We start from the raw sequence: 23,652 nt of genomic DNA on the forward strand, positions 1-23,652 counted from the left end.
GGCGCCCCGGGACCGGCGACGATGGGCCGAGAGGGCGTCGGCCGCGCCGGGGAGGTGCACCCGTGGACTGGTACACCGAGCACGTCGTCGACACCGGGCGCGCGCCGGCGTTGTTCGCGCTCGTGGGGTTCGTCGTGACGTTCGTCGTCGTGCGCTCGATCACGCGCCGCATCCGTGCACGCCGCGAGGCGGGACCGCCTCCCGCTCCCGGCCCCGGACCGGCCGCGCGGCGCCGGCGCCCCCTGCTGGGCGACGTGTCCGTCGGCGGCGTCCACGTGCACCACCAGGTGTGGGGCATCCTCCTCGTGCTGCTCACGGGGATGCTCGAGTTCCGGTACTCCCCCGGTCACCCGTGGTCGGAGGTGCTCGCGCTCCTGTTCGGGGCGGGTGCCGCGCTCGCGCTCGACGAGTTCGCGCTCTGGTTGCTCGTCGACGACGTCTACTGGTCCGAGGAGGGCCAGCGCTCGATCGACGCGATCCTCGTGGGCGGCGCGCTCGGGGGTGCGCTGCTCCTGTCCGCCTCGCCGATCGGAGTCACGTCCGACGGCTCGCAGGGCGGCTGGCTCGCGTACACGGTGACGGTCGTGGTCCACCTCGCGCTCGCGTTCGTGTGCGTCCTCAAGGGCAAGCTCGCGACGGGCCTCGTCGGGATCGTCGTCCCGGTCGTGGCGTTCGTCGGGGCGGTCCGCCTCGCCAAGCCGACCTCGCCCTGGGCCCGACGGCGGTACGCGCACCGGCCCCACCGGCTCGCCCGCGCGCAGGCGCGGTTCGGCGCGCGGTACCAGGCGCGGTGGGAGCGGGTGCGCACCCTGGTGGGCGGGCGCGCCGACGACGACCCGCCGTCGACGACGTAGCGCGGACTCAGGCGAGGTCGGGCGCGTCCCGCACGACGACGGCCATCGCGGCCGTGGCTGCGGCGTCGTCGTCCGCGTACGGCCAGTCCGGGCTCGCGGCGCGCGCGTGGTCGTTGAGCGCGCCCAGCACGTCGAGCGCGCGGGTGCCCACCGCGCGGGCCTGGGGCGTGAGGCCGCCCCGGATCTTGAGCTGGCCGAGCACGATCGCGACCTGCGCCCGCGCCTCCGCCGCGAGCGCCGCCTCGTCGAGCGCTCCCGAACGGAGCCCGTCGGACGCCGCCTCGCGCCCGGCGGCCCAGACGTCCTCCGGCACCCCGAGGTCCCAGGCCGCGAGGAGACCGTCCACGAACGCGGGCAGCGCGTCGTCGCGGCCGTCGGCCGCGTACCACTCCTCGAGGTCGCGCAGCGCGTCGTGCCCGGAGTCGTTGCCGAACGGCGAGAAGTCCTCGCCCTCGTCGTAGAAGGGCTCGGGGGCGAGGGACACGAACGCGGGGTGGCTCGTCGTGGGTGACAGGCCCTCGTCGCGGTCGTCGAGGTAGAGCGTCATGGGGCGACAGTAGACCTCTGCCGGCTCAGGCGCGTCGGTCGCGGTTCCACCGTTCGAGCTTGGACGGGCTGAGCACGACCCACGCCTCCGAGACCCGGTCCGACCGCACCGCCACGCTCACGACCCCCGTCACGACGCCGTCGTGGCGCACCACGAGGCCGTCCGCGCCGTTCACCGAGCGCACCGCGACCTCGACGCCCGGGCCAGGGCGCAGGACCCGGCACAGCGCCCGCGTCGTCTCGTCGCCGCCCTCGGTGACCCCGGGCGTCGCGTCGTCGCTCCCGGCGGCGTCGACCCACAGGATCGCGGCGGGCTCGACGAGCGCGCGCACGGCGTCGCGGTCGCCCTCGCCCGTCGCGCGGCGGAGCGCGGCGACGACGCGACCGTGCTGCGCCCCGGCCCGGCCGGGTCCTCTCGACCCTTCTCGCTGCGACATGCGGTGCCTACGCGGAGAGGGCCGCGAGCTTCTGCGGATTCATCATCCACAGCACGCGGTCGATGCCGTCGACCGTGGCACGGACCGTGAGCACGGCGAAGAGCTCGCCGTCGTGCGAGAGCTTGACGGCCGGGTGGCCGTTGACGTCGGCCGGTTCGACGTCGACGCCCGCCCAGAAACGCTCGGCGAACGCGTGGTGGTACTTCGCGACGCGCGGCCGGCCCACGACCGGGAACTTCGACGCGCGGACCGCTCCCCCGCCGTCGGAGTAGGAGACGACGTCCTCGGCGAGGAGCCGCTCCAGGAGCGCGACGTCACCCGCCTTCGCGGCGGCGACGAACGCGGTGAGCAGGCGGCGCTGGGCCTCCGGGGCGACCGGCGCATGGCGCTCCTCCCCCAGGTGCCGACGCGCGCGGCTCACGAGCTGGCGCACGCTCGCCTGCGAGTGCCCGATGATCTCCGCGATCTGCTCGTAGGGGTAGTCGAACGCCTCGCGCAGCACGTACGCCGCGCGCTCGGTCGGCGTGAGCTTCTCCAGGAGCATGAGGAGCGCGACCTCGAGCGCCTCGCCCCGCTCGGCACCCAGCGTCGGGTCGGCGCTGGTGTCCACCGGCTCGGGCAGCCACGGGCCGATGTACGTCTCGCGGCGCACGCGCGCCGACTGGGCGACGTTGATCGCGAGCCGCGTCACCGTCGTCGTGAGGAACGCGTCCGGGTTGCGCACGAGGGAGCGGTCGTACGTCTGCCAGCGCACCCACGCGTCCTGGAGCACGTCGTCGGCCTCGGCCGCGCTGCCGAGGATCCGGTAGGCGATCCCGAACAGCCGGCGCCGTGCCGCGCTGAACTGCTGCTCCGCCACCGTCAGGTCCGCCGTCGGTCCGTCCACGATCGCCATCCTGGCCCACCCTCGCTCCGCCGTCACGCCCTGCCGGACGGCAGCGCGGTTCCAGCCACCCGACCGGGCGGGGGCCCGACCTGTGACACGACGTGCGCGGGACCCGAGTCCTGCGTGCGTTCTTCGTGGTGCCCGGGGCCGCGGGTTCGCACGCTGGAGGGGCAGGGGACCGATCGCACCAGAGGAGAGAAGACCATGAACGAACCCGTCCTGGAACCGGAGGCGCAGGCGTTCGCCGACGCCGTCGCGGCTCCCCCGTTCGTCGACGAGCTCGGCCCGGAGCGCGCCCGCAAGGTCCTCGACGACCTGCAGGCGCAGCTCATCGAGATGGCGCAGGTCGAGGAGACCTGGGTGACCGTCCCTGCGGGGGACGGCTCCGTCCGCGTCCGCGTGGTCACCCCCCGCGGCACGAGCGGGACGCTGCCCGTCGTGCTCTACATGCACGGCGGCGGCTGGGTGCTCGGGGACGCCGGCACGCACGACCGCCTCGTGCGCGAGCTCGCGGTCGGCGCCCGCGCGGCGGTCGCGTTCGTCGAGTACGACCGCTCCCCCGAGGCGCGCTACCCCGTCGCGCTCGAGCAGGGCTACGCGGTGGCGCGCTGGATCACCACGCAGGGTGCCGCGCTCGGCCTCGACGCGTCACGCCTCGCCGTCGCCGGGGACTCGGTGGGCGGTAACCTCACGGCCGCGCTCACGCTGCTCGCCAAGCAGCGGGGCGACGTGACGTTCGTCCACCAGTCGCTGTACTACCCCGTGACGGACGCGGCGCAGGACACGGCGAGCTACCGCGAGTTCAAGGACGGCCCGCACCTCACGGCGCGAGCCATGGCGTGGTTCTGGGACAGCTACCTGCCGGATGTCGACCGCCGGTCCGAGATCACCGCGTCACCGCTGCGCGCCTCGCTCGACGACCTCGCGGGGCTGCCGCCCGCGTTCGTCGTCGTCGACGAGAACGACGTGCTGCGCGACGAGGGGGAGGCGTACGCACGGCGGCTGCTGCAGGCCGGCGTCCCCACGACGAGCCTGCGCTACAACGGCACGATCCACGACTTCATGATGCTCAACCCGCTGCGCCCGACCCGTGCCGCGACGGCCGCCGTCGAGCAGGCGATCCACGTGCTGCGCACCGCGCTCGGCACCTTCTGACCGGCCACGAGCCACGCCCGCGGCGGAGACCCCGCGCCGGGCAGCGCCGCGTACCGAGAACACCGAGAACACCCAGAACACCCCGAACATCTCGAGAGAAGGAAGAACCCATGTCCACCACGAAGCCCATCGTCCTGCTCGTCCACGGCGCGTTCGCCGGCTCCGACAGCTGGGACGGCGTCGTCGAGCGCCTCCTCGCGCGGTCTGTCGACGTGGTCGCCCTCGCCAACCCGCTCCGCTCCGTCACGGGCGACGCCGCGTACGTCCGCGACGTGATCACGGCGATCGGACGCCCCGTCGTCCTCGTCGGACACTCGTACGGCGGCATCGTCGTCACCGGTGCCGCCACGGACAACGAGGCCGTCCGGGCCCTCGTCTACGTCGGGGCGTTCGCGCCCGACGCGGGCGAGTCCGCCCTGCAGCTGTCGGGCAAGTTCCCGGGCAGCACCCTCGGTGAGACCCTGATCGGGTACCCGCTGACGAGCGGCGGGAACGAGCTGCGGATCCGGGGCGACGCCTTCCCGTCGCAGTTCGCGCACGACGTCCCGGTCGAGCGCGCCGTCGTGATGGCGGCCGCGCAGCGCCCTGTCACCGAGCTCGCGCTCACCGAGGGACTGCCCGGCGCGGACGCGGCCTGGCGACGCGTCCCGTCCTGGTTCGTCTACGGCGAGGAGGACAAGAACATCCCCGCCGAGCTCCAGCGCTTCATGGCCGAGCGGGCGGGTGCGCGTGCGACCACCGCGGTCGCGGGCGCGTCCCACGCCCTGTCGGTCTCGCACCCCGCAGAGGTCGCCGCGACGATCATCGACGCGGTCGGCGCCGTCTCCTGACGGTCCGGCCCGCGCGGCCCCCGTCGCCACGGCGACGGGGGTCGCCGTCGTCCCCCGCGCGCACCAGCGCGCCCGCGGCCCGCGCTGCGGCCAGGCCCTCCGCGTCGCCCGACCCCTCGAAGAGCTCGACCGCACGGGCCAGGTCGGCGCGCGCGCCCGCATGGTCGTCCTGCGCGCGCCGGGCGCGGGCCCGGAACACGTGCATGTGCGCGGCCGACGGGCGAGCGCCCTGCGCCAGGAACCCCGCGATCGCCTCGTCCGCGACGCTGTGCGTCGTCGCCCAGTCCTGCCGGTCGAGGCTGATGCGCGCGATCGCGCCGAGCGCGTGCAGGGCGGTGAACTCGGCGACCTGCCCGCGCGGCGCGGTGCGCGGGTCGCGGACGAGCGCGACGACGTCGCGCAGGTGGACGATCGCCTCGTCCCCGCGGCCGAGCGCGGCGAGGCCCTGTGCTCGCTGGAACAGCGCCTGCGGCAGACCCTCGCGGTCGTCGGCGCGGCGGAAGAGCGCGATCGCCTCCTCCGACGCGGCGACGGCCCGCGCGTCGTCGCCGGCAGAGCTCGCGCACCAGCCGACGTAGTACGCGGCCCAGGCCTGCAGGTCCGGGTCGCCGACGCGCTCCGCCGCCTCGTGCGCGCGCTCGGCCACCGCCGTGCCCGTGGTCGCGTCGCCCTGGCAGTGGACCAGCGCCCACGCGAGGTACCCGAGGTGGGTCGCGAGAAGCGTGTCGTCGCCGAGCGCCTCGGCCGCCGCGGCCGACGCCGCGTACACCTCGTGCCAGTGCCCCCAGTAGGGCCACAGGTCGGAGAACCAGTGCAGCGCCTCGGCGACCTCGACCACCACCCGGTGGTCGCCGCTCCGCGCGGCGCGCCCCAGCGCGGCGAACCACGCCGCCGCCTCGTCCGTGAGCCAGGCGCGCGCCTCGTCGCCCGACCTCAGCACGACGACGTCCGCGGCGTCCGCGGACCCGTCGCCCAGGACGTCGGGCTCGAACCAGCGCCCGGCACGCACGGTGGTGCGCAGGAGCCAGGCGTCCGCCGCGGCGCGGACGGCCGTGCGGACCTCTGCCGGCTCGACGTCCACGAGCGCCCGCTGCGCGTAGAGCCGCAGCAGGTCGTGCAGAGCGTACCGGTCGTGCTCGGCCGGACGGACCAGGCTGAGGGACACGAGCTCGTCGAGCAGCTCCTCGGTCGTCCAGACCGGCTCCTGCGCGAGCGTCGCGGCGAGCCCGGGACCGACGTCGCGCGCGTCGGCGAGCGCGAGGCGGCGGAACAGCCGCTGCGCCGCCGGCCCGAGCTGTTCGAACGACAGGTCGATCGCGGCACGCACCGAGAGGTCGCCGGCGGCCAGGGCGTCGAGGCGGCGGTCGGCGACCGCGAGACGGGAGGCCAACGCGTCCACGGTCCAGGTCGCCCGGCTCGCGAGCCGGTTGGCGACGATGCGCAGCGCGAGCGGGACGTCGTCGCACAGTGCGGCGAGGCGTGCGAGGTCGGCCTCGGACGCCTGCTGCTCAGGGACGATGCGGGCGAGCAGGGCGCGGGAGTCACCGGAGGTCAGCCGCTCGAGGTCGACCCGCACGACGTCCTCCAGGCCCTCGAGACGGCGCCGGCTCGTGACGAGGACCGCCGCGGGGCCCACCGACGGGAGCGCGGCACGCACCTGTGCCTCGTCGTGCGCGTCGTCGAGCAGGACGAGGACGCGCCGACCTGCGAGGAGCGCCCGCAGCCGAGCCGGGTCGTCGCTGCCCCGGGTCCCCGTCCCGACGACCGCCTGGACGAGCCGCGCGACCACGCCGCCCGGGCTCACGGCGTCGGGCGTGGTGCCCGCGAGCTCGAGGAAGAGCTGGTCGTCGAACTCGCCCTGGAGCCGCTGCGCTGCCCGTACGGCGAGACTCGTCTTGCCGTAGCCCGGCGGACCCGTGACGACCACGACGGGCGGCGGCGCGCCCGGGTCCGCGCGCAGCGCCCGCGTCACCCGGTCGAGCTCCGACTCGCGCCCCGTGAAGTCGGCCGTCGCGCGTGGCAGCGGCAGCCGCCACCCGGGCTCCGGGCGCGCCCGCCGACGTCCCTCGCGCGCGGCCCGCAGGACGAGCGCACGGTCGTGCTCGCCGAGCCCGAGCGCGTCGACGACGGCCAGCATCGTCCGGTGCTGGGGTCCCCGTGCCGCACCCCGCTCGATGTCGCTGAGAGCCCGGTCGCTCACGCCCGAGAGCTCGGAGAGCCGTTCCAGCGTCAGGTCGGCGGCGAGCCGGAACCGGCGCACCGTCGGGCCGAGTGCTTCCGCGTCCATGCGCACCTCGCCGTCGTGTCGCAGGGTCGTGCTGTGGTGAGGTCCGGCGGGCGTACCGGCCGGTCTTCCCGCGAGGACGCCCGGGACGGCCCGCCCGTCGAGCCGGGTGCTCTCGGCCGGTGCGTCCCCTAGCGGGCCGCCACGGACTGCTGCCGACGCCAGTCGGCGAGCCGGGTGCCGCCGACCACCGCTCCGTCCGACGGGACGAGCGAGTCCTCGGCGAGCGGTGCGCCGAAGTAGCGCGCGTCCGGGTCGCCGACGACCTCGCGCGGGTCGTCGAGCGACGCGAGCGTGGTCCGCACGAGCTCGTCGAGCCGGAACTCCTGGGGACCCGCGACCTCCACGATGCCGCGCACCGGCGTCCCCGTGGCCACGTCCGCCACCGCGACGGCGACGTCGGCGGCGGCGATCGGCCGGAACCGCACCGGCGCGAGGTGCACGACGCCGTCCTGCGTGGCGCCGTCCGTGATGGCCTGGAGGAACTCGAAGAACTGCGTCGCGTGGACGATCGAGTACGGCACCGGCGAGCCCGTGATGAGCTCTTCCTGCGCGATCTTCGCGCGGAAGTACCCGCTCTCGGTCAGGCCCTGCGTGCCGACGACGGAGAGCGCGACGTGGTGCCCGACGCCCGCGTTCTCCTCGGCCGCCAGGAGGTTGGCCGTCGAGGTGCGGAAGAAGTCGAGGACCGCCTGGTCCTCGAAGGAGGGCGAGTTCGACACGTCGACGACGACGTCGGCGCCCTCCAGCACCTCGGCGACGCCCTCCCCGGTGAGGGTGTCGACGCCCGAGTTGGGCGAGGCGGGGACGGCCTCGTGGCCGCGGTCCCGCAGCACGGTGACGAGCTTCGAGCCGATGAGCCCCGTACCGCCGATCACGACGATCTTCATGGTGTCCTCCTGTCGGGTGCGTGCGGCGCGTGCCGCCCTGTCACCCTGTCGACCGCGCACCGGCGCGAGCTGTGACACGTCGCCGGCGCCCCTGCGGGCAATCTCCTCGATCCCGCCCGGGACCGCGTGCCAGGGTGGTGCCCATGGCCGACACCACCGACGTCCGTCCCGACACCCTCGACCGGGTCGCGTGGCCCGTGGCGACCCCGCGCCTCGCGCTGCGCCGCGCCCGGCCCGAGGACGCCGACGCCCTGTTCGCCTACCGCAGCCTGCCCGCGGTGGACCGCTGGCTCTCCCGGCGCTTCACGAGTGCCGAGGAGTGGCGCGTCCACCACGGCGAGCCCGACCGGCTCGCGACGACCCTCGTCGTGGAGCACGACGGGGAGGTCGTGGGCGACCTCTACCTCGCGGTGCGCGACGGCTGGGCGCAGCAGGACGTCGTCGATCGCGCCCGTCCGGACGAGGCAGAGATCGGGTGGGCGTTCTCGCCGTCGCACCAGGGACGCGGGTACGCGACCGAGGCCGTCCGCGCCCTGCTGCGGGTGTGCTTCGAGGACCTCGGCCTGCGGCGGGTCGTCGCGAGCGCGTTCGCGGACAACGAGCCGTCGTGGCGGCTCATGGAGCGCGTCGGCATGCGGCGCGAGGGCGTCGGCGTGCGTGACTCGCTGCACCGCGACCTCGGCTGGGTCGACGGCGTGACGTACGCGCTGCTGGCGGACGAGCCGCGCGGCGGCGCTTGACCCTCACGCGGCGTGAGGGCCCACGCTGGCCGCATGACCGACACGTACCCCGCCTTCGACCTGTCTCCCGTCCCCGCCCCCGGGCCCGACGCCGTCGCCCCCGAGCCGTTCCGCGGCATCTACGGCATGCCGCAGTTCGTCACGGTCCCGACGGCGGACCTCGCCGCGTCCGTCGACCTGTGGACCCGGGGCCTCGGGTTCTTCGACCTCTTCTCCGTCCCGGGCGGCGTCGTGCACCTGCGGCGGTGGGCGTTCCAGGACGTCCTGCTCGTCCCGGGGACGACGGCGCCCGGGCCGAGCGCGCTCACCGTCAGCTTCGCGTGCGTGCTGTCGCAGCTCGACGGGATCGTCGCCGCGTGCGAGGACGTCTCGCCCGGGTGCACGACCGGCCCCCGGGAGATGCCGTGGGGCTCCGTCGAGGTCGAGGTCCGCACGCCCGAGAGCACCCGCGTCGTCATGACCGCGGCGCGGCCGTACGACCCCGACAGCGACGCCGCGCGCTTCCTCGACGGCATCGGGATCGAGGCGCCCACCGCATGACGGCGGCTGCCGTCCGGGTGACACTGGGGCGCGTGACCACGGATCGCGCGCCCCACCGCGTCGCCGACGCGCTCACGGTCGGGGACGCGGCCGCCGCGGTCGGGGTCACCGTGCGGACGCTGCACCACTGGGACGCCGTCGGGCTCGTCCGCCCGTCGACGCGGACCACCGCGGGCTACCGGCTGTACGCACCGGCCGACGTCGCGCGCCTGCGCCGCGTCGTGGCGTACCGGGAGCTCGACGTCTCGCTCGAGGACATCCCCGAGCTGCTCGACGCGCCCGGGGACGACGCGGTCGACGCGCTGCGCCGCCACCGTGCGCTCCTCGGCGAGCGCATCGCGCGCATGGAACGGACCGCGCACGCGCTCGACCGGCTCCTCGACGCCCGGGAGCGCGGCCTGCTGCTCACCCCCGCGGAGCAGGTCGCGCTGTTCGGCGAGACGTGGGACCCGGCGTGGCCCGCCGAGGCACGCGAGCGCTGGGGCGACACCCCGCAGTGGGCGCAGTATGCGGAGCGGTCCGCCGAGCGGACGATCGAGGACTGGCAGGACCTCGCCGACACCGTCGCCACGCTCGAGGCCGACCTCGCCGCGGCGTGCCGGGTCGGCGTCGAGCCGACGTCCGCGCGGGGTCTCGCGCTGGCCGAGCGCCATCGCGCCTCGATCGGTGCGCACTTCGACTGCCCGCCGGCCCGGCACGTGTGCCTGGCCCGGCGGCTGGTGGAGGACGACGGGTTCCGCGCCCACTACGACGGCCTGGCGCCGGGCCTCGCGACGTGGCTGCGCGCCGCGGTCGAGGCGAACGCGCGTTCGCGCGGCGTGGACCCGGCCACCGCCACCTGGGACTGAGGGACGTCGGACGACGCCCTCGTCGCCCAGGCGCGCGACCGGTCAAAGACGCTATATTCAGTAGATGCCAAATCTAGATGCGGAACTGCGGGTCGACGGGTGCACGCTCCGGTTCGAGGACGGCGGGGGCGACGGCGTCCCCGTCGTCCTGCTGCACGGCGCCGGGACCGACCGCACCACCTTCGCCGCCCAGCGCGCGGCGCTCGCGTCCGCGGGGTACCGGCCGGTGCTCCTGGACCTGCGCGGCCACGGCGCCTCGCGGCCGAGCGGCGTGCCGCTCACGGCGGACCGGCTCGTCGCGGACGTCGAGGTGCTCGTCGACCATCTCGACCTCGACCGGGCCGTGCTCGTCGGTCACTCGCTCGGCGGCAACCTCGCCCAGGCCCTCGTGCGCCGCTCACCGGACCGGTACGCGGCGCTCGCCGTCCTGGACGCCACGTGGAGCACCGGACCGCTCACGCGTGGCGAGCGCCTCGCGCTGCGCTCGGCGGCGCCGCTCCTGCGGCTGGTGCCGGGCCGCTCGCTCCCCCGCCTCATGGCGGACGCCTCGGCCGTCACACCCGCCGCCCGCGCGGAGCTGCGCGCGATCTTCGCCGTCCAGTCCCGGGCCGAGTTCCTCGGGGCGTGGCGGGCGACGACACAGCTCGTCGCGCCCGATCCGGCCTACCGCACTCCCGTCCCGCTCCTGCTGCTGCGCGGGGCGGCGGACCGCACCGGGAACATCGCGACGGCGATGCCCCGCTGGGCCGCCGCGGAAGGTGTCCGGGAGGTCGTGGTGCCGGGCGCCGGCCACGTCGTCATGCTCGACGCGCCGGACGCGGTCGACACCGCGCTGCTCGCCTTCCTCGCGACGGTGGCGGGTCGCCGTGGATGACCGGCGCGAGCGCTTCGCGGACGGGCTCGCGGACCTCCTGGCCTCGTGGAACCTGCCGCGCGCGACCGGCCGGGTGTACGCGGCCCTCCTGCTGAGCGACGCGCCCGTCACGCTCGACGCGCTGCAGGACGAGACGGGGCTCAGCAAGGGGCAGACGAGCACGTCCGTCCGCGAGCTCGCGAGCTGGGGCCTGGCCCGGACCACGACGCGCCGCGGCGGGCGGCGGCTCTACGTCGAGGCCGAGGCCGGGCTCGACACCCTGCTGGACGCGTCCCACCGCCGGGCGCGCCTCTTCATCACGGCCCTGCGCGACGGCGAGGAGCTCGTCCCGTCCGGCTCCGCCGCACGGGACCGGCTCCAGGACGTCGTCGCGCTCTTCGACGGCTACGTCTCGGCGGGCGAGCAGATCCTCGCGCGCCGTCGGGACGTCGGCACCGTGCGCGACCCCCGCCCGACCGGTCCCCCGGAGGCGTGAGCCGCCGCTGGCCCACGGGCTCGCGCGGCCCGGTCACGGGGCCCCGACGCCGGTGGCCGAGCGGTCACGGGGCGCGCCCTCCCGGTCGAGGCGGGCGAGCAGCCCCGCGAGCGCCGCGGCGATCGGCTGCCCCGTCGCGTACTCGACGAACAGCCACTGCCCGGCCGGGTTGATCTCGAGGAACACGTACTCGCCCTCGGGCGTGCGCCGCAGGTCGACCGCGCCGTACCAGAGCCCGAGCACGTCCATGAGGCGCAGCAGCGCGGCGGCGACGTGCTCCGGGAGGTCGTGGGGCGTCGTCGGGCAGTGGTGCGTGTCCACCCGGAAGTCGTACGCGTAGCCCGACTCCTCGGTCCGCAGCTCGGCGGCGAACAGCTCGGCGCCCACGACGGTCACGCGCACGTCCGACCCCGCGACGGCCTCCTGGAAGATGACCGGCGCGTACCGCACGCTCTCGAGGAGGTCGAGGTCCGCCTCGCGCACCGGCCGGGTCTCGCGCCACGTCGCGGGCGTGCCGCTGAACGGCTTGAAGATGACGCGGCCCGGCTCGCGGCGCAGGAACTCCCGCGCGCGGGCCGGGTCGTTGGTCATGCACGTGCGCGGGACGCGCAGACCGAGACGCGAAGCGACCTGGAGCTGCCACATCTTGCGCGAGCCCGCCTCGTCGCGGTCCGGGTCGTTGACCCACGTGGCGGCGAGGCACGACCACAGCCCGGACACCGCCGCGGCGACCTCCCCGTGGGCGAACCCACGGTCCTGGGGCGAGCGGACGTCGTCGTGCAGGGCGAAGGGCTGCGGGCGGCGCCACCACATGGCCCGCAGCGCGGTGGCGTCGACGGCGCTGACCCCGTCGCCGTCCGCGTCGACCCAGTCGGCGCGCCAGCCGGAGGCGTCCTGGGCGGACGTGAGCGACACCGCGCGCGGGGCGTGCCCGGTGTCGAGGAGGACGTGGGGCGCGTCGAGCTCGCCGAGGTGGCGGACGACCTCCGTGGTGTGGAGGTCGTCCGCGTGCGACACGATGCCGATCATCGGGTCACTGCCCGGCCTGGAGCTGGGTCAGGGCCGCCTCGACGGCTTCGAGGGTCGCCCGCGCCTCGGCGACGGCCTCGACCAGCGCGCCGACGACGTCGACGGGGGCGCCCTCGTCCTCCTCGTCGACGAGCGACTCCGCGCCCTGGACGAACGGCCGCGCCCCGGCGAGCGCGCCGGCCTGCACGAGCCGGCCGATCGCGGGGTTCACCACGGGATCGAACAGGTCGCCGGGGTCGAGGATCCCCTCCTGGAGCGTGTCGCCGGGCCCGGTGCCGACGTCGCCCGCGAACCCGGTCGCGACCGGGTTGTCCGTCGCGAAGCGCGTGTCGGCCTGGAAGATCGAGTCCAGGGCGCGCGGGGTGCCGCCATGGTCCCGGAGGAACGACGTCCCGATCTGGTCGGCGACCGTGTGGGAGTCGGCCTGCTTGATCGTGAGCACGTCGACCGCCCGCGCGGTGTCGGCCGCGCGCAGGGTGCCGACCTGGTCGGCGGCCCTCACGGTCGCGATGACGTCCTGCGCCAGCGACGTGAGGACGTCGTCGGCGACCGCGGTCCGCGACCCGTGCGGCAGCGCCTGGAGCGTGGGCGACACGGCCCGGATGCCCGCGATCGCGGTCCCGAAGTTGGAGCCGGTGCCCGCCGCGTTGCAGCCGCCGTTGGTGTGCACGCCCACGAGCTCGCCCGTCGGCCCGAGGATCCCGGACCCCGAGTTGCCGCCGAGCGTGTCGATGTCGTCGTAGCGGATCTGGTTCGTCGTGACGGTGGTCGCGGGCCCGGCCTCGACCCGCTTCGGCATCCCTGCCGGGTGGCCGATGATCGCGAGCATGTCGCCGACGGCCGGGTTGCCGGTCGCGACGGCGGTGAACCCGTAGGTGTTCCCCGGGTTGCCGCCCACGCGCACGACCGCCATGTCGAGCCCGCCGAGGCGGTACTCGACGAGCGCGAGGATCGGGAAGCTCACCTCGGCGCGCAGCGCACCGCTCGGGTCCACCTGGTGGAGCACGTTGACGTGCATGCTCGTCGCGATCTGCTGCGGCGTGACGACCTGCATCGAGCCGTTCTGGCGCGGCAGGACCCACCCGTCGGCGCTCTGGTCGAACAGGTGCCCGCACGTGAGCACGAGGTCCGGGGCGATGAGCGTGCCGCTGCCCCAGCGGACGCCGTCGACGTTGCCGGGGTTGGTGAAGACGCCGCCGAGCCCGGTGTTCCACTGCACCTGGACGGCCTGCTTCTGGTGGGCGTTCACGTACGCCTGCGTGACGCCCAGGGTGCCGTCGTACTGCTCGACGGGCTGGGAGTCGTCGGTGGCGCCGCAGATGGACTCGAGCATCTCGGCGTAGGTCGGCTCGTCGCCCGCGATGGACTCGAGCGTGAGCGGTATCCGCTCGGGCAGCGGCGGGTAGAGCGCGTCGGCGGTGTCGGGCGTCTCCGCCACCTCGCGGCGGCTCGGCTTCTTCGGCGCCGACTTCCTGGTTCCAGCCATGGGGTCCCCCTCGGTTCGGTCCCCTGCACCAGGAGGGAGGCGGGCGCGTGCCTCCTCGTGCGGGGACCGAGCGGGTGAACCGCGCGCGGCGCGCGGCACGCCACGGCTGCGGCCGGAGCGCCCCCGCGAGGGCGAGGGGCGCCCCGGCCCCGGGTCAGCGGCTCGCCGCGACGTCGAGCACCCAGGTCACGCCGAACCGGTCCGTGAGCATCCCGTACAGCGGCGCCCAGTCGGACGACGCCAGAGGTGCGACGACGGTCGCACCGTCGACGAGCGTGTCCCAGTAGCCGCGGACCTCCTCGACGTCGTCGCCGCGCACGGAGACGAAGAACGGCGCCTCGCCCGGGCTCCAGGGACGTCCCGCCGGGACGTCGTACGCCATGACGCGGAAGCCGCTCGGCGCGCTGACCTGGCCCCAGACGACGAGGTCGGCCTCGGCCGGGTCCGGCGCCTGGCCCAGGTCGCCGTAGGTGGTGAGGACGAGGTCGCCGCCGAACACCGCGCGGTAGTGCTCGAGCGCGGCGCGGGCGTCGCCGCGGAAGTTGAGGTGCGGGGTCGTCTGGACGGACATGGCGTCTCCTTCGGGTCGATCGTCGGGGCCGCGGTCGCGGTACCCGAGCTCCCGGGCTCGCCGCCCGGGCTCATGACGACGACTCTCCCGTCCAATGCGGACGGATAGCGTCCGCATGGTGCGCGAGCATGGGGGCATGACCGAGACGTCGCGCCGGACCCTCCTCCTGCTCTCGCTCCTCCAGGCGCACCCGGACCGGACCGGCCCCGAGCTCGCGCACCGGCTCGGCGTCGACCCCCGGACCGTGCGCCGCGACGTCGAGCGCCTGCGCGACCTCGGCTACCGCGTCGTCGCGACGCGCGGGCGCGACGGCGGGTACCGGCTCGACGCGGGCGCGGAGCTCCCGCCCCTGCTGTTCGACGACGCCCAGGTCGTCGCGCTGGCGGTGGCGCTACGGACCGTCGCGACGAGCGGGCCCGGGGACGCGATCGGGGAGGCGGCGGTGCGGGCGCTCGCGACCGTGCGCCAGGTGCTGCCCCCGCGGCTGCGCCACCGGGTCGACGCCGTCGACGTCGCGCCGGTGCCCGCCGGACCCGGTCGCTCCGCGCCCGCCGTCGACCTCGACGTGCTGCTCGCGGTGAGCACCGCGGTGCGCCGACGCGAGGTGCTGCGGCTCGACTACGCGGCGCCGGGACCGGCGGGCGAGCGCGACGGCCGGGCCGCGCCCGCAGCGCCGCGCCGCGTGGAGCCGCACCACGTCGTCGTGCGCGACGGGCGCTGGTACCTCCTCGCGTGGGACCTCGACCGCGACGACTGGCGCACGTTCCGCCTCGACCGGACGGCGCCACGCGTCCCCACCGGGCCGCGCTTCACGCCCCGCGAGGTGCCGGGCGGGGACGCCGGCGCGTTCGTCGCGACCCGGTTCGCGGGCGCCAGCCCGGCACCCGCCCCGGGATGGCCGTGCACAGGGTGGGTCGAGCTCGCGGCGCCCGCGTCCGCCGTCGCGCCGTTCGTCGAGGACGGCACGGTCGAGGAGCTCGCCCCGGACCGGTGCCGGGTCGGCCTGGGCTCGTGGTCGTGGGTCGGGCTCGCCGCGCGCGTCGCCGCGTTCGACGCGGACGTCCTCGCCGCCGGGCCGCCCGAGCTCGTCACGGCCTGCGCGACCGTGGCGGCACGGCTCGACGGTCTCCGCCAGCGGTAGCGACCCGCGGGCCGCGCAGCACGGTCCGCCAGAGGTGGACGAGCATCCAGGCGAACGTCGCCGTCCAGACCGCGAGCGCCACCCAGCTCGCGCCGTACCCGATCGCGTGGACGATGGGCAGCTCGTCGACCTCGCCGAGGAACTGCGAGCCCACGCCGTACATGCCGAGCGGGAACACGATGCTCCAGAGCGTCGCCTCGTAGCGGAACGGGACGCGGTGCCGCACGTGCCGCCACCACCCGGCGATGACGAGCGGCGGGATGAGCCAGGTGCCGAACGCCCAGAAGAACACCGCCGTCCCGGCGATGAGGCCGCGGGTCGCGTCGACCATGGGCGCGTCCGCCATGAGCACGATCCGGGCGCCCGCGACGACCGTGATCGCGGTCGCGCCCATCGCGACCCAGTACGGCGGCGTGAGGTCCTGCGGGCGGACCGGGACCGTGAGCATGCGCACGCCCACGAACACCCCGACCGCCCCGTAGAGGAACGCCCCGACCGACCACGAGAACACGGCCAGGAGCGCGAGGGCCGGGCGCCACGCGTCGATCATCGGCTCGAGCGTCGCCGCGAGCACGGCGACCGACTGGCTCGCGACCGCCCAGATGAACCACGTGCCGTTCGCCGTCGTGATGGGCTGCGTGCGGCCCCGCTCCCCCAGCACCGCGGTCCACGGCACGGTGTACCCGAGGACGACCCAGGCGACGGCGGCGACCAGCAGGAGCACGACGGCGACGACGAGGAACCCGTCCTCCAGGCTCAGCCGGCTGCCCAGCACGCACGTCGCGGCCACGAACGTGAAGAACCCGAACGCCCGGCCCGGGTCCGCGAAGTCGGCGGCCATCGCCGCGCGGTGCCGCACCGCCCGGACCGCCGTGAGCGCGACGAGGACGACGTACGCGGCCGTCGCGACCCCCAGCAACACCGTCGACACCGTGATCAGGCCGTTCGTCCGCACCCCGATCGAGACGATCCCCGTCGCCATCACCAGGGCGAAGTAGCCCGGCGTCAGGCCCTCGACGGCGGCGTCCACCCGGTTCGGGAGCGTGGAGGGCGGGGGCACCACGCCAGGCTAGCGGCGGCGCGGCACCGGCGTCGGGCATGTTCGTCGTGGTCGTGCATCGAGCCGTCCGGGGGGCGCGTCCGTCAGGCGGGCGCGTCCACCGCGAGGTCCTGCGTGCCCAGCACGCCGAGCAGGCGGATCCGCTCCGCGGCCTTGGTCCCCGGCGCCGCGGTGAGCACGAGCAGGACCTGCTGCTGGTCCTCGGTGAGCAGCGCCTGGCAGTCCACCTCGATCTCCCCCACCACCGGGTGCACCAGCACCTTGTGGTCGACGAACCGGCGCGCGACCTCCTGCCGGTCCCACAGCGCGTCGAACTCCGGGCTCGTGCGCCGCAGCTCGCGGGCCAGCCGCCCGGCGCGCGAGTCATGGCCGAGCACGGCGACGGCGGAGCGCAGCCCCGCGACGAGCGCACGGCCCTGCCGGTCGCGGTCGTCCGCGGGGTAGATCGCGCGCGCCGCCTCGGGGTGGGCGAACCATCGGTAGATCTCGCTGCGGTCCCAGCCCGAGTACGCCGTCGCGTCGCCGTAGAGCGCGCGGGCGAGGTCGTTCTGCGCGAGCGTCTCGCCCAGCGGGTTCAGGATCAGCGCCGGGGTGTCGCCCAGGCGGTCGAGCACGCGCTGCAGCGCGGGCGCCACGTGGCCGGGGTCGGTCGCCCGGTCGGGGACGCCGTGCCCGGCGACCCGGAAGAGGTAGTCGCGCTCGTCGTCGGACAGGCGCAGCGCCCGGGCGATCGACGCGAGCATCTGCGTGCTCGGCTGAGGGCCGCGCTGCTGCTCCAGGCGCGTGTAGTAGTCCGTCGACATGAGCGCGAGCTGCGCCACCTCCTCGCGGCGCAGCCCCGGTGCCCGACGGCGCAGCCCGGGCGGGAGGCCGACGTCGCCCGGCTGCAGCGCCTCCCGGTGGCGGCGGAGGAAGTCGGCGAGCGCGGCGCGGTCCATGCGTCCCATCGTCCGGGGCGCGCGGCGTGCGTGCCAGGGATCGCCGGTCCCCCGTTCACGGGACTCTGCCGCGCGCGTCGCGGCGCGCCCAGGATCGAGGCATGGACCTCACGAACAGCACCGTCTTCATCCCCGGCGCGACGAGCGGCATCGGCCTGGCGCTCGCCGTCGCGCTCCACGAGCAGGGCAGCACCGTCGTCGTCGGCGGGCGCCGCACCGCGCTGCTGGAGCAGATCGCGGCCGAGCACCCCGGCATCGACACCGTGCGCGTCGACACGACCGACCCGGAGAGCATCGCCTCCGCCGCGAAGGAGGTGCTCGAGCGCCACCCCGACCTCGACACGCTCGTCGCCATGGCGGGCATCATGCGCGCCGAGGACTGGCACCACCCCGAGGGGTTCCTCGACACCGCCGAGGAGATCGTCACGACGAACGTGCTCGGGCCGATCCGCCTCGTCGGCGCGTTCGTCGAGCACCTGCAGACCCGGCCGAGCGCGACGATCGTCACCGTGTCGTCCGGGCTGGCGTTCGCCCCGCTCGCGGTCACCCCGACGTACGACGCGTCCAAGGCCGCGATCCACATGCTCAGCGAGGCGCTGCGGCTCCAGCTCGCGGACACGAGCGTCGACGTCGTCGAGCTCGTCCCGCCGTCGGTGGCGACCGACCTCATGCCCGGCCAGCGCGAGAGCGCGTTCGCCATGCCGCTCGACGATTTCGTCACCGAGGTCGTCGACCTGCTGCGCACGCAGCCCGACGCGCACGAGATCCTCGTGGAGCGCGTGAAGTTCCTCCGGTACGGCGAGGCCCGCGGCGACTACGACGAGGTCGTGCGCGTGCTCAACGCGTCGGACCCGCACGGCCGCTGAGCCGCGGGGGCGTCGGGCGCGTGCGGCCGGGAGGTCAGAAGAGCGGCCACGGGACGGCGGGCATGCCGCCCGACGGCGCCGGGAACCGTGCCGCCCCGAGCAGCCGGTCGCAGCGCTCGGCGAGCGCGGTCACCTCCTCGGGCGCGAGGAGCTCGGCGAGCCGGCGGCCGAGAGCACCGTCGGGCGCGGCGCCGCCGCCCGCGCCGAGGCTCGCGCGCACGCGCTCGACGCCCGCGAGCTCGTCGTCGTCGAGGCTCTCCCCGAGCCAGCCCCAGAGCACCGTCCGCAGCTTGGGCTCGACGTGGAAGGTGACGCCGTGGTCGACGCCGAGGCGCCGCCCGTCGGGCAGCGGCAGCACGTGCCCGCCCTTGCGGTCGGCGTTGTTCACGACCGCGTCGAACACGGCCATCCGCCGCAGCGACGGCGTGTCCTCGTGGACGACGCTCACCGGGCGGTCCTCCTCGTCGACGCCCTCCAGCACCGTCCGCACGCCGTCCTGCGGGACGTCGCCCGTCGGGACGACGTCGACCGGCGACTGCGTCGCGTCGACCTCCTGCCAGAGCTGGACCATGCCCGGGCCCAGCGGCCCGTCGCGCAGCCACGTGCGCGGCACGACCCCCCAGCCGAGCGACTCCGAGACGAGGTAGGCGGCCACCTCCCGGGCCGCGAGGGTGCCGTTCGGGAAGTCCCACAGCGGCTTCTCCCCCGCCACCGGCTTGTACACGACCGAGACCTCGCCGATCCGGGCGAGGAACGTCGCGTTCGACGCCGCGCGGATGCGTCCGACGACCTCGAGCGGCGCGGTGTCGAGCAGCGTCGTGTCGGGCGGCGTCGCGTCGAACGGCGTCGTGTCGACGCCGTCCTGCGGGGACGTCACGCCTCGTCGGGCAGCGCGCACTCGTGCCCGTCCGGGTCGACCGGCCGGCCGCAGCGCGGGCACGCCGGTCGCCCGGCCTGCACGACGGCACGCGTGCGCTGGGCGAAGGCGCGCGCCGTCCCGACGGGCATGCGGACGAGGAGCGACTCGGCGGGCTCGGGCTCTTCCGCGTCGGGGTCGAGCTCGTCGTCGTCCACGAGCGGGAACGCCTCGACGACGACCTGCGCCGTCCGGGGGTCCCAGCTCAGCCGCATCGACCCCGTGCGGAACTCCTCCTCCACGGGCAGGTCCAGCGGGTCGTCGTCGACGAGCTCGGCCGCCACGTCGACGGGGACGCTGTACCGGTTGTCGGGCGCCTCCATCAGCTCGTCGAGCAGGCGCTGGACGGTGTCGGCGAGGACGGCGGACTGCTCCTTCTCCAGGGCGACGCTCGTCGTGCGGGTGCCCGTCCGGGCCTGGAGGTAGAAGGTGCGGGAGCCGGGCATGCCGACGGTTCCCACGACGACGCGGTCGGGCCAGTCGTGCTCGTGGACGAGAGTGGGCATGACCCCACTCTACGAGCGCCCGTGCGCGCCCCGCCGCGTGGCCGCGGGTCTGGCGTCAGGACGGCTGCGTCCCGCTCGCGTCGTCGGGCTGTGCCGGGCCGGCGCCGCCCCCGACCGGCGCGTCGCCGACCGGCGCAGCCGCGCGGAGCCACGACAGGTCGCCCGCGTCGGTGTTGACGGCCACCACCTCCGGCCGGTGCGGGCCGTACCGGACGATCGAGATCGACGCCGGTCCGACGACGAGGCGCTGGAACAGGTCCAGGTGCGTGCCGAGCGCGTCGGCGAGCACGGACTTGATGACGTCCCCGTGCGACACCGCCGCCCACACCGCGTCGGCCCCGTGGCGCGCGGCGACCTCGGCGTCGTGCCGTCGGACGGCCTCGACGCCCCGCGCTTGCATGGCTGCGAGCGACTCCCCGCCCGGGAACACGGCCGCTGACGGCTGCGTCTGCACGACGGACCACAGCGGCTCCGTGGCCAGGTCCTTCAGGGCGCGGCCCTGCCACCGCCCGTAGTCGCACTCGGTGATGCCCTGCTCGGTGACGGACTCCGGCGTGGCCGTCTGGCGGTCGAGCAGCGCCCGCGCCGTCTGCCGGCACCGCTCGAGCGGGCTGGTCACGACGCGCGATAGCGGTACGGCCGCGAGGCGCTCGGCAGCCCGGGCCGCCTGGTCATTCCCGACGGCGTCCAGCGCGACCCCGTCCGCTCGTCCGGCGAGGATGCCACCGGCATTCGCGGTGGTGCGGCCATGACGGACGAGAAGGACGGTGGGCATGCCCTGAGCGTAGATGCGTCCGTCGGTACGCGCGGACGCGGAGCCGAGCTGCGTCGTCCGCGCTGTGGCCCGGAGCCGAGACGTCGCGTGCCGACCACGCAGCGTCGGGCTGCTCGTCGGCTCGGTGCACGTCGCGTCCGCAGGCTCCTCCTCGTGACTCGACGCGGCACGGATCCCTTGACGTATCGGTGCCGACCCCGGAGCGCGCCGAACGCGCAGCGACGAGATGCTCACTCCGCACGACGCGAGCCCCTCGCCGCGCAGGACGAACCCACCTAGGTAAGTCGCTCGAAGACCATCGTGGCTTGGATCCTGTCGCCCCCACCCATGCCCTTGCTTCCCGAAGCGGCTGTGGTGATCGTGTGGAGCCGGTAGCCGAGCGCGGCCTGGGCGTTGATCGCCCTCTCGAGCTCCGTCAGGTTTCCCGAGCCGGTCCCCCACAGCTTCTCCTTGAGGATGACCTGAAGGACGACGTAGCTCATCCCGGGCGGCGCAGGGCGCGGCCGACCACCGGACGTCGCCTCTGCCCGAGCCCGGTCGATCGTCCCGGTCAGACCTTGGTGCGGTGGCGGCTGCAGTTGCTCCGTCCAAGTCTGACCGTCCCACCACCTCATACGGCCCGTTCCGTCGTCGTACCATCCTGCGGTCGTACCCGTCATCAGGTTCCCCGTCTCCGTCGTCGAACGCTGCTCGTGGATCGTCGGGCCGACGTCGGGCGTACAGCACCCGACGCCGCTGTTCCGACGACCCTGGGGTCGGTCACCGCCTCACTCGCATCCGACCCCGTCGTTGTCGCGGTCGAACTTCGACTGGAACCCCGGATCACCAGGGCGGATCGGGGCGGCTCCGGCGGCGCGCACGTCGTCACAGTTCTGGTAGAAGGCGGGTGCCGGTTCTGGTTCGGGTTGCGGCGCTGGCGCGGGCGGCGGCGCCGGCGCCGGGTCGGGCACGACGACAGGGGCGGGCACCGGGTCGGGGACCACCACGGGTTCGGGCACCGGCTCCGACGCCGGGGGTTCAGCCACCACCTCCACCTGCACGTACGAACCGACGGCACCGTCTGCGGCGGGCAACAGCCGGTCGGGACACGAGGTGAGGAGGCGGGCGATGGCGTCGTGCTCCGCCTGGGTGACCCACAGCTTGTAGGCGGCCTTCACCGCAACCTGACGGGCGACGTACTCGCACCGGAACGCTTTGTTCGGCGGCAGCCAGGTCGCCGCATCTCCGTCGCCCTTGGCCTGGTTCGTCGGCCCGTCCACCGCAAGCAGGTTCAGCGGGTCGTTCGCGAACGCCCGGCGGGTGTCGGGGTCGAGCTGTTGAGCGCCCTTCTGCCAGGCGTCCGACAGGGCGACGACATGGTCGATCTGGACCGCGCTGGACGTCGCGTTGCCGCGCTGGAAGGCGATCGTGGTCGCGGTGTACGGGTCGTCGAGGGCACCGGTCAGGACCACGCAGTCGTGAGTGCCCGGCTTGAACGTCTCGCCGGCCAGGTCGCGGGCCAGGATGTCGTTGCGGGTGTCGCACCCGTTGCGGTCCACGTCCGCCCACGCCGGCCCGAAAACGTCCCTGTCGTACCCCGTCTTGGGGGCGCGGCCCTTGACCTCGAGCGTGCCGAGCGCCGCCAGGGCGGTGCTCGGCCCCGCAGCGATGATCGCAGTGTCGAGCTCGGCCGCTTCAACGGGCTCCGCGGTCGCAGCATCCCAGGCCGGGACCGATGCCTCGTCGGTGTCCACCAGGCCCGCGTCCGCGCCGTCGCTCGTGTCCTCGGGCAGGTCACGCTCGTCGTTCTCGGCGACGAGGCCGGCGGGTGCGGGCGGTGCCGCACCGATCCCGACCGCGACCGCACCGGTCGAGACCAGTGCCGTGGCCGCGACCGCCGCCACCGCCGTGCCGAGCACCCGCCGCGGCAGCGGCTTCGGCCCCGTGGGTTGTGCCTGTTCGCGGGCTTGGGCCACACCCGCAGTGGTGCGCAGGTTCTGCGCGATCTGGCCCAGCTCGTCCGGGCCGGCCCCCTGCGCCTTGCGCGTGGACCATACCAACGCCGCATGACCGGCCGCGGCCGTCCCCGCGGGGAAGGACACGCCGCAGTCCTTCATGCGTGTCGACACCGGAAGGGTCACGACTCCGCCGCCGGAATCGATGCGGCTCACCGCGGACCACTTCCACACGCAGGTGCGTCCGTCCGACCCGGCGAACCGCGCGGCCTTGTCCGTGAGGAGGAGCGTCCCCGTGCTCACGACCATGGGGCTCTTCGCGCCGACGCGCCCCCGTGGCTCGACGAGCCGCACACCGGCAAGCTCGCCGCGGACCTTCTCCGACCCCGGTACCCGCGAGTCGGCGAACTCCGGCCGACGCCCGTCCATCATCGAGAGCACCCGCGCGGTCGCGTCGTGGTCGAAGGGTGGCAACGCGTCCGGGGTGCGGTGACGCACCCACGCCCACCGTGCGACGACCGCCGCGAGGGCGCCGAGATAGAGGATCTCGAAGATCCACGCCAGGACGGAACGCTGCGACGACGGCAGCCCGGCACCCATCTCCACCGCGATCCACGCTCCGAGCTGGTAAGGCCACGCGATCGCGTAGTACGCCACCGCAACCGCGATGAGGATGGCGACGATCGCGCCGAACCCACCGCCACCTGTTGACTTCTTCGCCACGTCGCGTCCTTCTCGTGCCTACGGCGACCGGCACGTTCCGGTACGCGCCTCCTCGATGTGCGCGCTCACAGTAGTGGAGGGCGAAGGGGACGGATGAGGGTCGAACGTCCCGATGAGAACCGTGACGGCGGAATACCGCGGTTGAGGACCACGGAGGCGATTGAGAACTTCACCCACCGCGCCGACGGCGCGCGCCGGCCGGGCATCGTCGCCCAGGAACACGAAACAGGCCAGAGAAACACTCGTCCTCTGGCCTGTCCGATGGTCGGGCTGACAGGATTTGAACCTGCGACCCCCTGACCCCCAGTCAGGTGCGCTACCAAGCTGCGCCACAGCCCGTGGCTGGAT

General features: G+C 75.0%; 26 protein-coding genes, 1 tRNA gene and 1 pseudogene. 11 read left to right on the plus strand and 17 right to left on the minus strand.

Features of this window, described 5'->3' with window-relative positions; translation table 11 throughout:
• Nucleotides 1-62: 62 nt before the first annotated feature.
• On the plus strand, nt 63-854 hold the full coding sequence (locus ACFC2L_RS07760; RefSeq protein ID WP_375823687.1) for a hypothetical protein: 792 nt from the start codon (nt 63-65) through the stop codon (nt 852-854).
• A gap of 7 nt (nt 855-861) precedes the next feature.
• Here ACFC2L_RS07760 and ACFC2L_RS07765 read toward each other — a convergent pair whose 3' ends face one another.
• The 3 genes from ACFC2L_RS07765 to ACFC2L_RS07775 are packed head-to-tail and all read right to left on the minus strand — an operon-like array spanning nt 862 to nt 2,723.
• Nucleotides 862-1,401, minus strand: coding sequence for a hypothetical protein (locus ACFC2L_RS07765; RefSeq protein WP_375823688.1), 540 nt, complete (start codon nt 1,399-1,401; stop codon nt 862-864).
• A gap of 25 nt (nt 1,402-1,426) precedes the next feature.
• Nucleotides 1,427-1,837, minus strand: a complete 411-nt coding sequence (locus tag ACFC2L_RS07770) for a hypothetical protein (RefSeq protein WP_375823689.1) — start codon at nt 1,835-1,837, stop codon at nt 1,427-1,429.
• A 7-nt stretch (nt 1,838-1,844) separates the two neighbouring features.
• Nucleotides 1,845-2,723 carry an RNA polymerase sigma-70 factor gene (locus ACFC2L_RS07775; protein WP_375823690.1) on the minus strand — a complete coding sequence of 293 codons (879 nt, stop codon included), beginning with the start codon at nt 2,721-2,723 and terminating at the stop codon, nt 1,845-1,847.
• Nucleotides 2,724-2,927: 204 nt separating this feature from the next.
• Here ACFC2L_RS07775 and ACFC2L_RS07780 point away from each other — a divergent pair, with 204 nt between their 5' ends.
• A complete protein-coding gene (locus ACFC2L_RS07780; protein ID WP_375823692.1) occupies nt 2,928-3,878 on the plus strand; it encodes an alpha/beta hydrolase in 951 nt (316 codons plus the stop codon).
• Between the two features lie 110 nt (nt 3,879-3,988).
• Nucleotides 3,989-4,708, plus strand: a complete 720-nt coding sequence (locus ACFC2L_RS07785) for an alpha/beta fold hydrolase (protein ID WP_375823693.1) — start codon at nt 3,989-3,991, stop codon at nt 4,706-4,708.
• Here ACFC2L_RS07785 and ACFC2L_RS07790 read toward each other — a convergent pair.
• Both ACFC2L_RS07790 and ACFC2L_RS07795 read right to left on the minus strand, forming a co-directional pair.
• Nucleotides 4,680-6,995 carry an NB-ARC domain-containing protein gene (locus ACFC2L_RS07790; RefSeq protein WP_375823694.1) on the minus strand — a complete coding sequence of 772 codons (2,316 nt, stop codon included), beginning with the start codon at nt 6,993-6,995 and terminating at the stop codon, nt 4,680-4,682. The genes ACFC2L_RS07785 and ACFC2L_RS07790 overlap by 29 nt on opposite strands.
• A gap of 128 nt (nt 6,996-7,123) precedes the next feature.
• Nucleotides 7,124-7,882, minus strand: a complete 759-nt coding sequence (locus ACFC2L_RS07795) for an SDR family oxidoreductase (protein WP_375823695.1) — start codon at nt 7,880-7,882, stop codon at nt 7,124-7,126.
• Nucleotides 7,883-8,025: 143 nt separating this feature from the next.
• On the opposite strand from ACFC2L_RS07795, the gene ACFC2L_RS07800 reads away from it, so the two are divergent.
• The 5 genes from ACFC2L_RS07800 (at nt 8,026) to ACFC2L_RS07820 (ending at nt 11,359) form a co-directional block, all read left to right on the plus strand.
• Complete coding sequence (locus ACFC2L_RS07800; protein WP_375823696.1) at nt 8,026-8,622, plus strand: GNAT family N-acetyltransferase; 597 nt, start codon at nt 8,026-8,028, stop codon at nt 8,620-8,622.
• Between the two features lie 33 nt (nt 8,623-8,655).
• Nucleotides 8,656-9,162 (plus strand): VOC family protein, encoded by a 507-nt coding sequence (locus tag ACFC2L_RS07805; RefSeq protein WP_375823697.1) that lies wholly within the window; start codon nt 8,656-8,658, stop codon nt 9,160-9,162.
• A gap of 32 nt (nt 9,163-9,194) precedes the next feature.
• Nucleotides 9,195-10,010 carry a MerR family transcriptional regulator gene (locus ACFC2L_RS07810; RefSeq protein ID WP_375823698.1) on the plus strand — a complete coding sequence of 272 codons (816 nt, stop codon included), beginning with the start codon at nt 9,195-9,197 and terminating at the stop codon, nt 10,008-10,010.
• A 64-nt stretch (nt 10,011-10,074) separates the two neighbouring features.
• On the plus strand, nt 10,075-10,884 hold the full coding sequence (locus ACFC2L_RS07815; protein ID WP_375823699.1) for an alpha/beta fold hydrolase: 810 nt from the start codon (nt 10,075-10,077) through the stop codon (nt 10,882-10,884).
• Entirely contained in the window at nt 10,877-11,359 is a 483-nt protein-coding gene (locus tag ACFC2L_RS07820; RefSeq protein WP_375823700.1) for a GbsR/MarR family transcriptional regulator, read from the plus strand. The genes ACFC2L_RS07815 and ACFC2L_RS07820 overlap by 8 nt, the downstream gene beginning before the upstream one ends.
• A 33-nt stretch (nt 11,360-11,392) precedes the next feature.
• Here ACFC2L_RS07820 and ACFC2L_RS07825 read toward each other — a convergent pair whose 3' ends face one another.
• From ACFC2L_RS07825 to ACFC2L_RS07835, 3 genes are all read right to left on the minus strand, one after another.
• On the minus strand, nt 11,393-12,388 hold the full coding sequence (locus tag ACFC2L_RS07825) for an MvdC/MvdD family ATP grasp protein (protein ID WP_375823701.1): 996 nt from the start codon (nt 12,386-12,388) through the stop codon (nt 11,393-11,395).
• Nucleotides 12,389-12,392: 4 nt separating this feature from the next.
• Nucleotides 12,393-13,874, minus strand: a complete 1,482-nt coding sequence (locus ACFC2L_RS07830; RefSeq protein WP_375823702.1) for a trypsin-like serine peptidase — start codon at nt 13,872-13,874, stop codon at nt 12,393-12,395.
• A gap of 154 nt (nt 13,875-14,028) precedes the next feature.
• Nucleotides 14,029-14,445 (minus strand): VOC family protein, encoded by a 417-nt coding sequence (locus ACFC2L_RS07835; protein ID WP_375823704.1) that lies wholly within the window; start codon nt 14,443-14,445, stop codon nt 14,029-14,031.
• Nucleotides 14,446-14,581: 136 nt separating this feature from the next.
• Here ACFC2L_RS07835 and ACFC2L_RS07840 point away from each other — a divergent pair, with 136 nt between their 5' ends.
• The gene (locus ACFC2L_RS07840) at nt 14,582-15,586 is read left to right on the plus strand and encodes a helix-turn-helix transcriptional regulator (protein ID WP_375823705.1); all 1,005 of its coding nucleotides are present in this window, start codon (nt 14,582-14,584) and stop codon (nt 15,584-15,586) included.
• Here ACFC2L_RS07840 and ACFC2L_RS07845 read toward each other — a convergent pair.
• Together ACFC2L_RS07845 and ACFC2L_RS07850 are read right to left on the minus strand one after the other, a co-directional pair.
• Complete coding sequence (locus ACFC2L_RS07845) at nt 15,534-16,646, minus strand: tellurite resistance/C4-dicarboxylate transporter family protein (RefSeq protein ID WP_375823706.1); 1,113 nt, start codon at nt 16,644-16,646, stop codon at nt 15,534-15,536. The two genes, ACFC2L_RS07840 and ACFC2L_RS07845, sit on opposite strands and share 53 nt — an antisense overlap.
• Before the next feature lie 83 nt (nt 16,647-16,729).
• Nucleotides 16,730-17,584 carry a helix-turn-helix transcriptional regulator gene (locus tag ACFC2L_RS07850; RefSeq protein ID WP_375823707.1) on the minus strand — a complete coding sequence of 285 codons (855 nt, stop codon included), beginning with the start codon at nt 17,582-17,584 and terminating at the stop codon, nt 16,730-16,732.
• A 101-nt stretch (nt 17,585-17,685) separates the two neighbouring features.
• On the opposite strand from ACFC2L_RS07850, the gene ACFC2L_RS07855 reads away from it, so the two are divergent.
• Nucleotides 17,686-18,450 (plus strand): SDR family oxidoreductase, encoded by a 765-nt coding sequence (locus ACFC2L_RS07855; RefSeq protein WP_375823708.1) that lies wholly within the window; start codon nt 17,686-17,688, stop codon nt 18,448-18,450.
• Nucleotides 18,451-18,484: 34 nt separating this feature from the next.
• Here the strand turns inward: ACFC2L_RS07855 and ACFC2L_RS07860 are convergent, their stop codons facing one another.
• From ACFC2L_RS07860 to ACFC2L_RS07885, 6 genes and pseudogenes are all read right to left on the minus strand, one after another.
• Entirely contained in the window at nt 18,485-19,264 is a 780-nt protein-coding gene (locus ACFC2L_RS07860; protein ID WP_375823812.1) for an SCO1664 family protein, read from the minus strand.
• Between the two features lie 59 nt (nt 19,265-19,323).
• Nucleotides 19,324-19,872, minus strand: coding sequence for a DUF3090 domain-containing protein (locus tag ACFC2L_RS07865; RefSeq protein WP_375823709.1), 549 nt, complete (start codon nt 19,870-19,872; stop codon nt 19,324-19,326).
• A 55-nt stretch (nt 19,873-19,927) separates the two neighbouring features.
• Nucleotides 19,928-20,647 (minus strand): MSMEG_4193 family putative phosphomutase, encoded by a 720-nt coding sequence (locus tag ACFC2L_RS07870; RefSeq protein WP_375823710.1) that lies wholly within the window; start codon nt 20,645-20,647, stop codon nt 19,928-19,930.
• Nucleotides 20,648-20,922: 275 nt separating this feature from the next.
• Nucleotides 20,923-21,129: a DUF4177 domain-containing protein gene (locus tag ACFC2L_RS07875; RefSeq protein ID WP_375823813.1), complete on the minus strand. Its 207-nt coding sequence runs from the start codon at nt 21,127-21,129 to the stop codon at nt 20,923-20,925.
• Between the two features lie 87 nt (nt 21,130-21,216).
• A pseudogene (locus tag ACFC2L_RS07880) lies at nt 21,217-21,306 on the minus strand (DUF2510 domain-containing protein); the annotation flags it as partial.
• Between the two features lie 108 nt (nt 21,307-21,414).
• Nucleotides 21,415-22,884, minus strand: a complete 1,470-nt coding sequence (locus ACFC2L_RS07885) for a DUF1524 domain-containing protein (RefSeq protein WP_375823711.1) — start codon at nt 22,882-22,884, stop codon at nt 21,415-21,417.
• Between ACFC2L_RS07885 and ACFC2L_RS07890 the strand changes: the two genes are divergently transcribed.
• Entirely contained in the window at nt 22,877-23,074 is a 198-nt protein-coding gene (locus ACFC2L_RS07890; RefSeq protein WP_375823712.1) for a hypothetical protein, read from the plus strand. The two genes, ACFC2L_RS07885 and ACFC2L_RS07890, sit on opposite strands and share 8 nt — an antisense overlap.
• Before the next feature lie 492 nt (nt 23,075-23,566).
• On the opposite strand, the gene ACFC2L_RS07895 is transcribed toward ACFC2L_RS07890, so the two are convergent.
• A tRNA-Pro gene (locus tag ACFC2L_RS07895) sits at nt 23,567-23,643 on the minus strand.
• Nucleotides 23,644-23,652 lie beyond the last annotated feature (9 nt).

The sequence above is a fragment of the Cellulosimicrobium sp. NPDC055967 genome, from assembly GCF_042269845.1.
In the GTDB taxonomy this organism is placed as follows: Bacteria; Actinomycetota; Actinomycetes; order Actinomycetales; family Cellulomonadaceae; genus Cellulosimicrobium.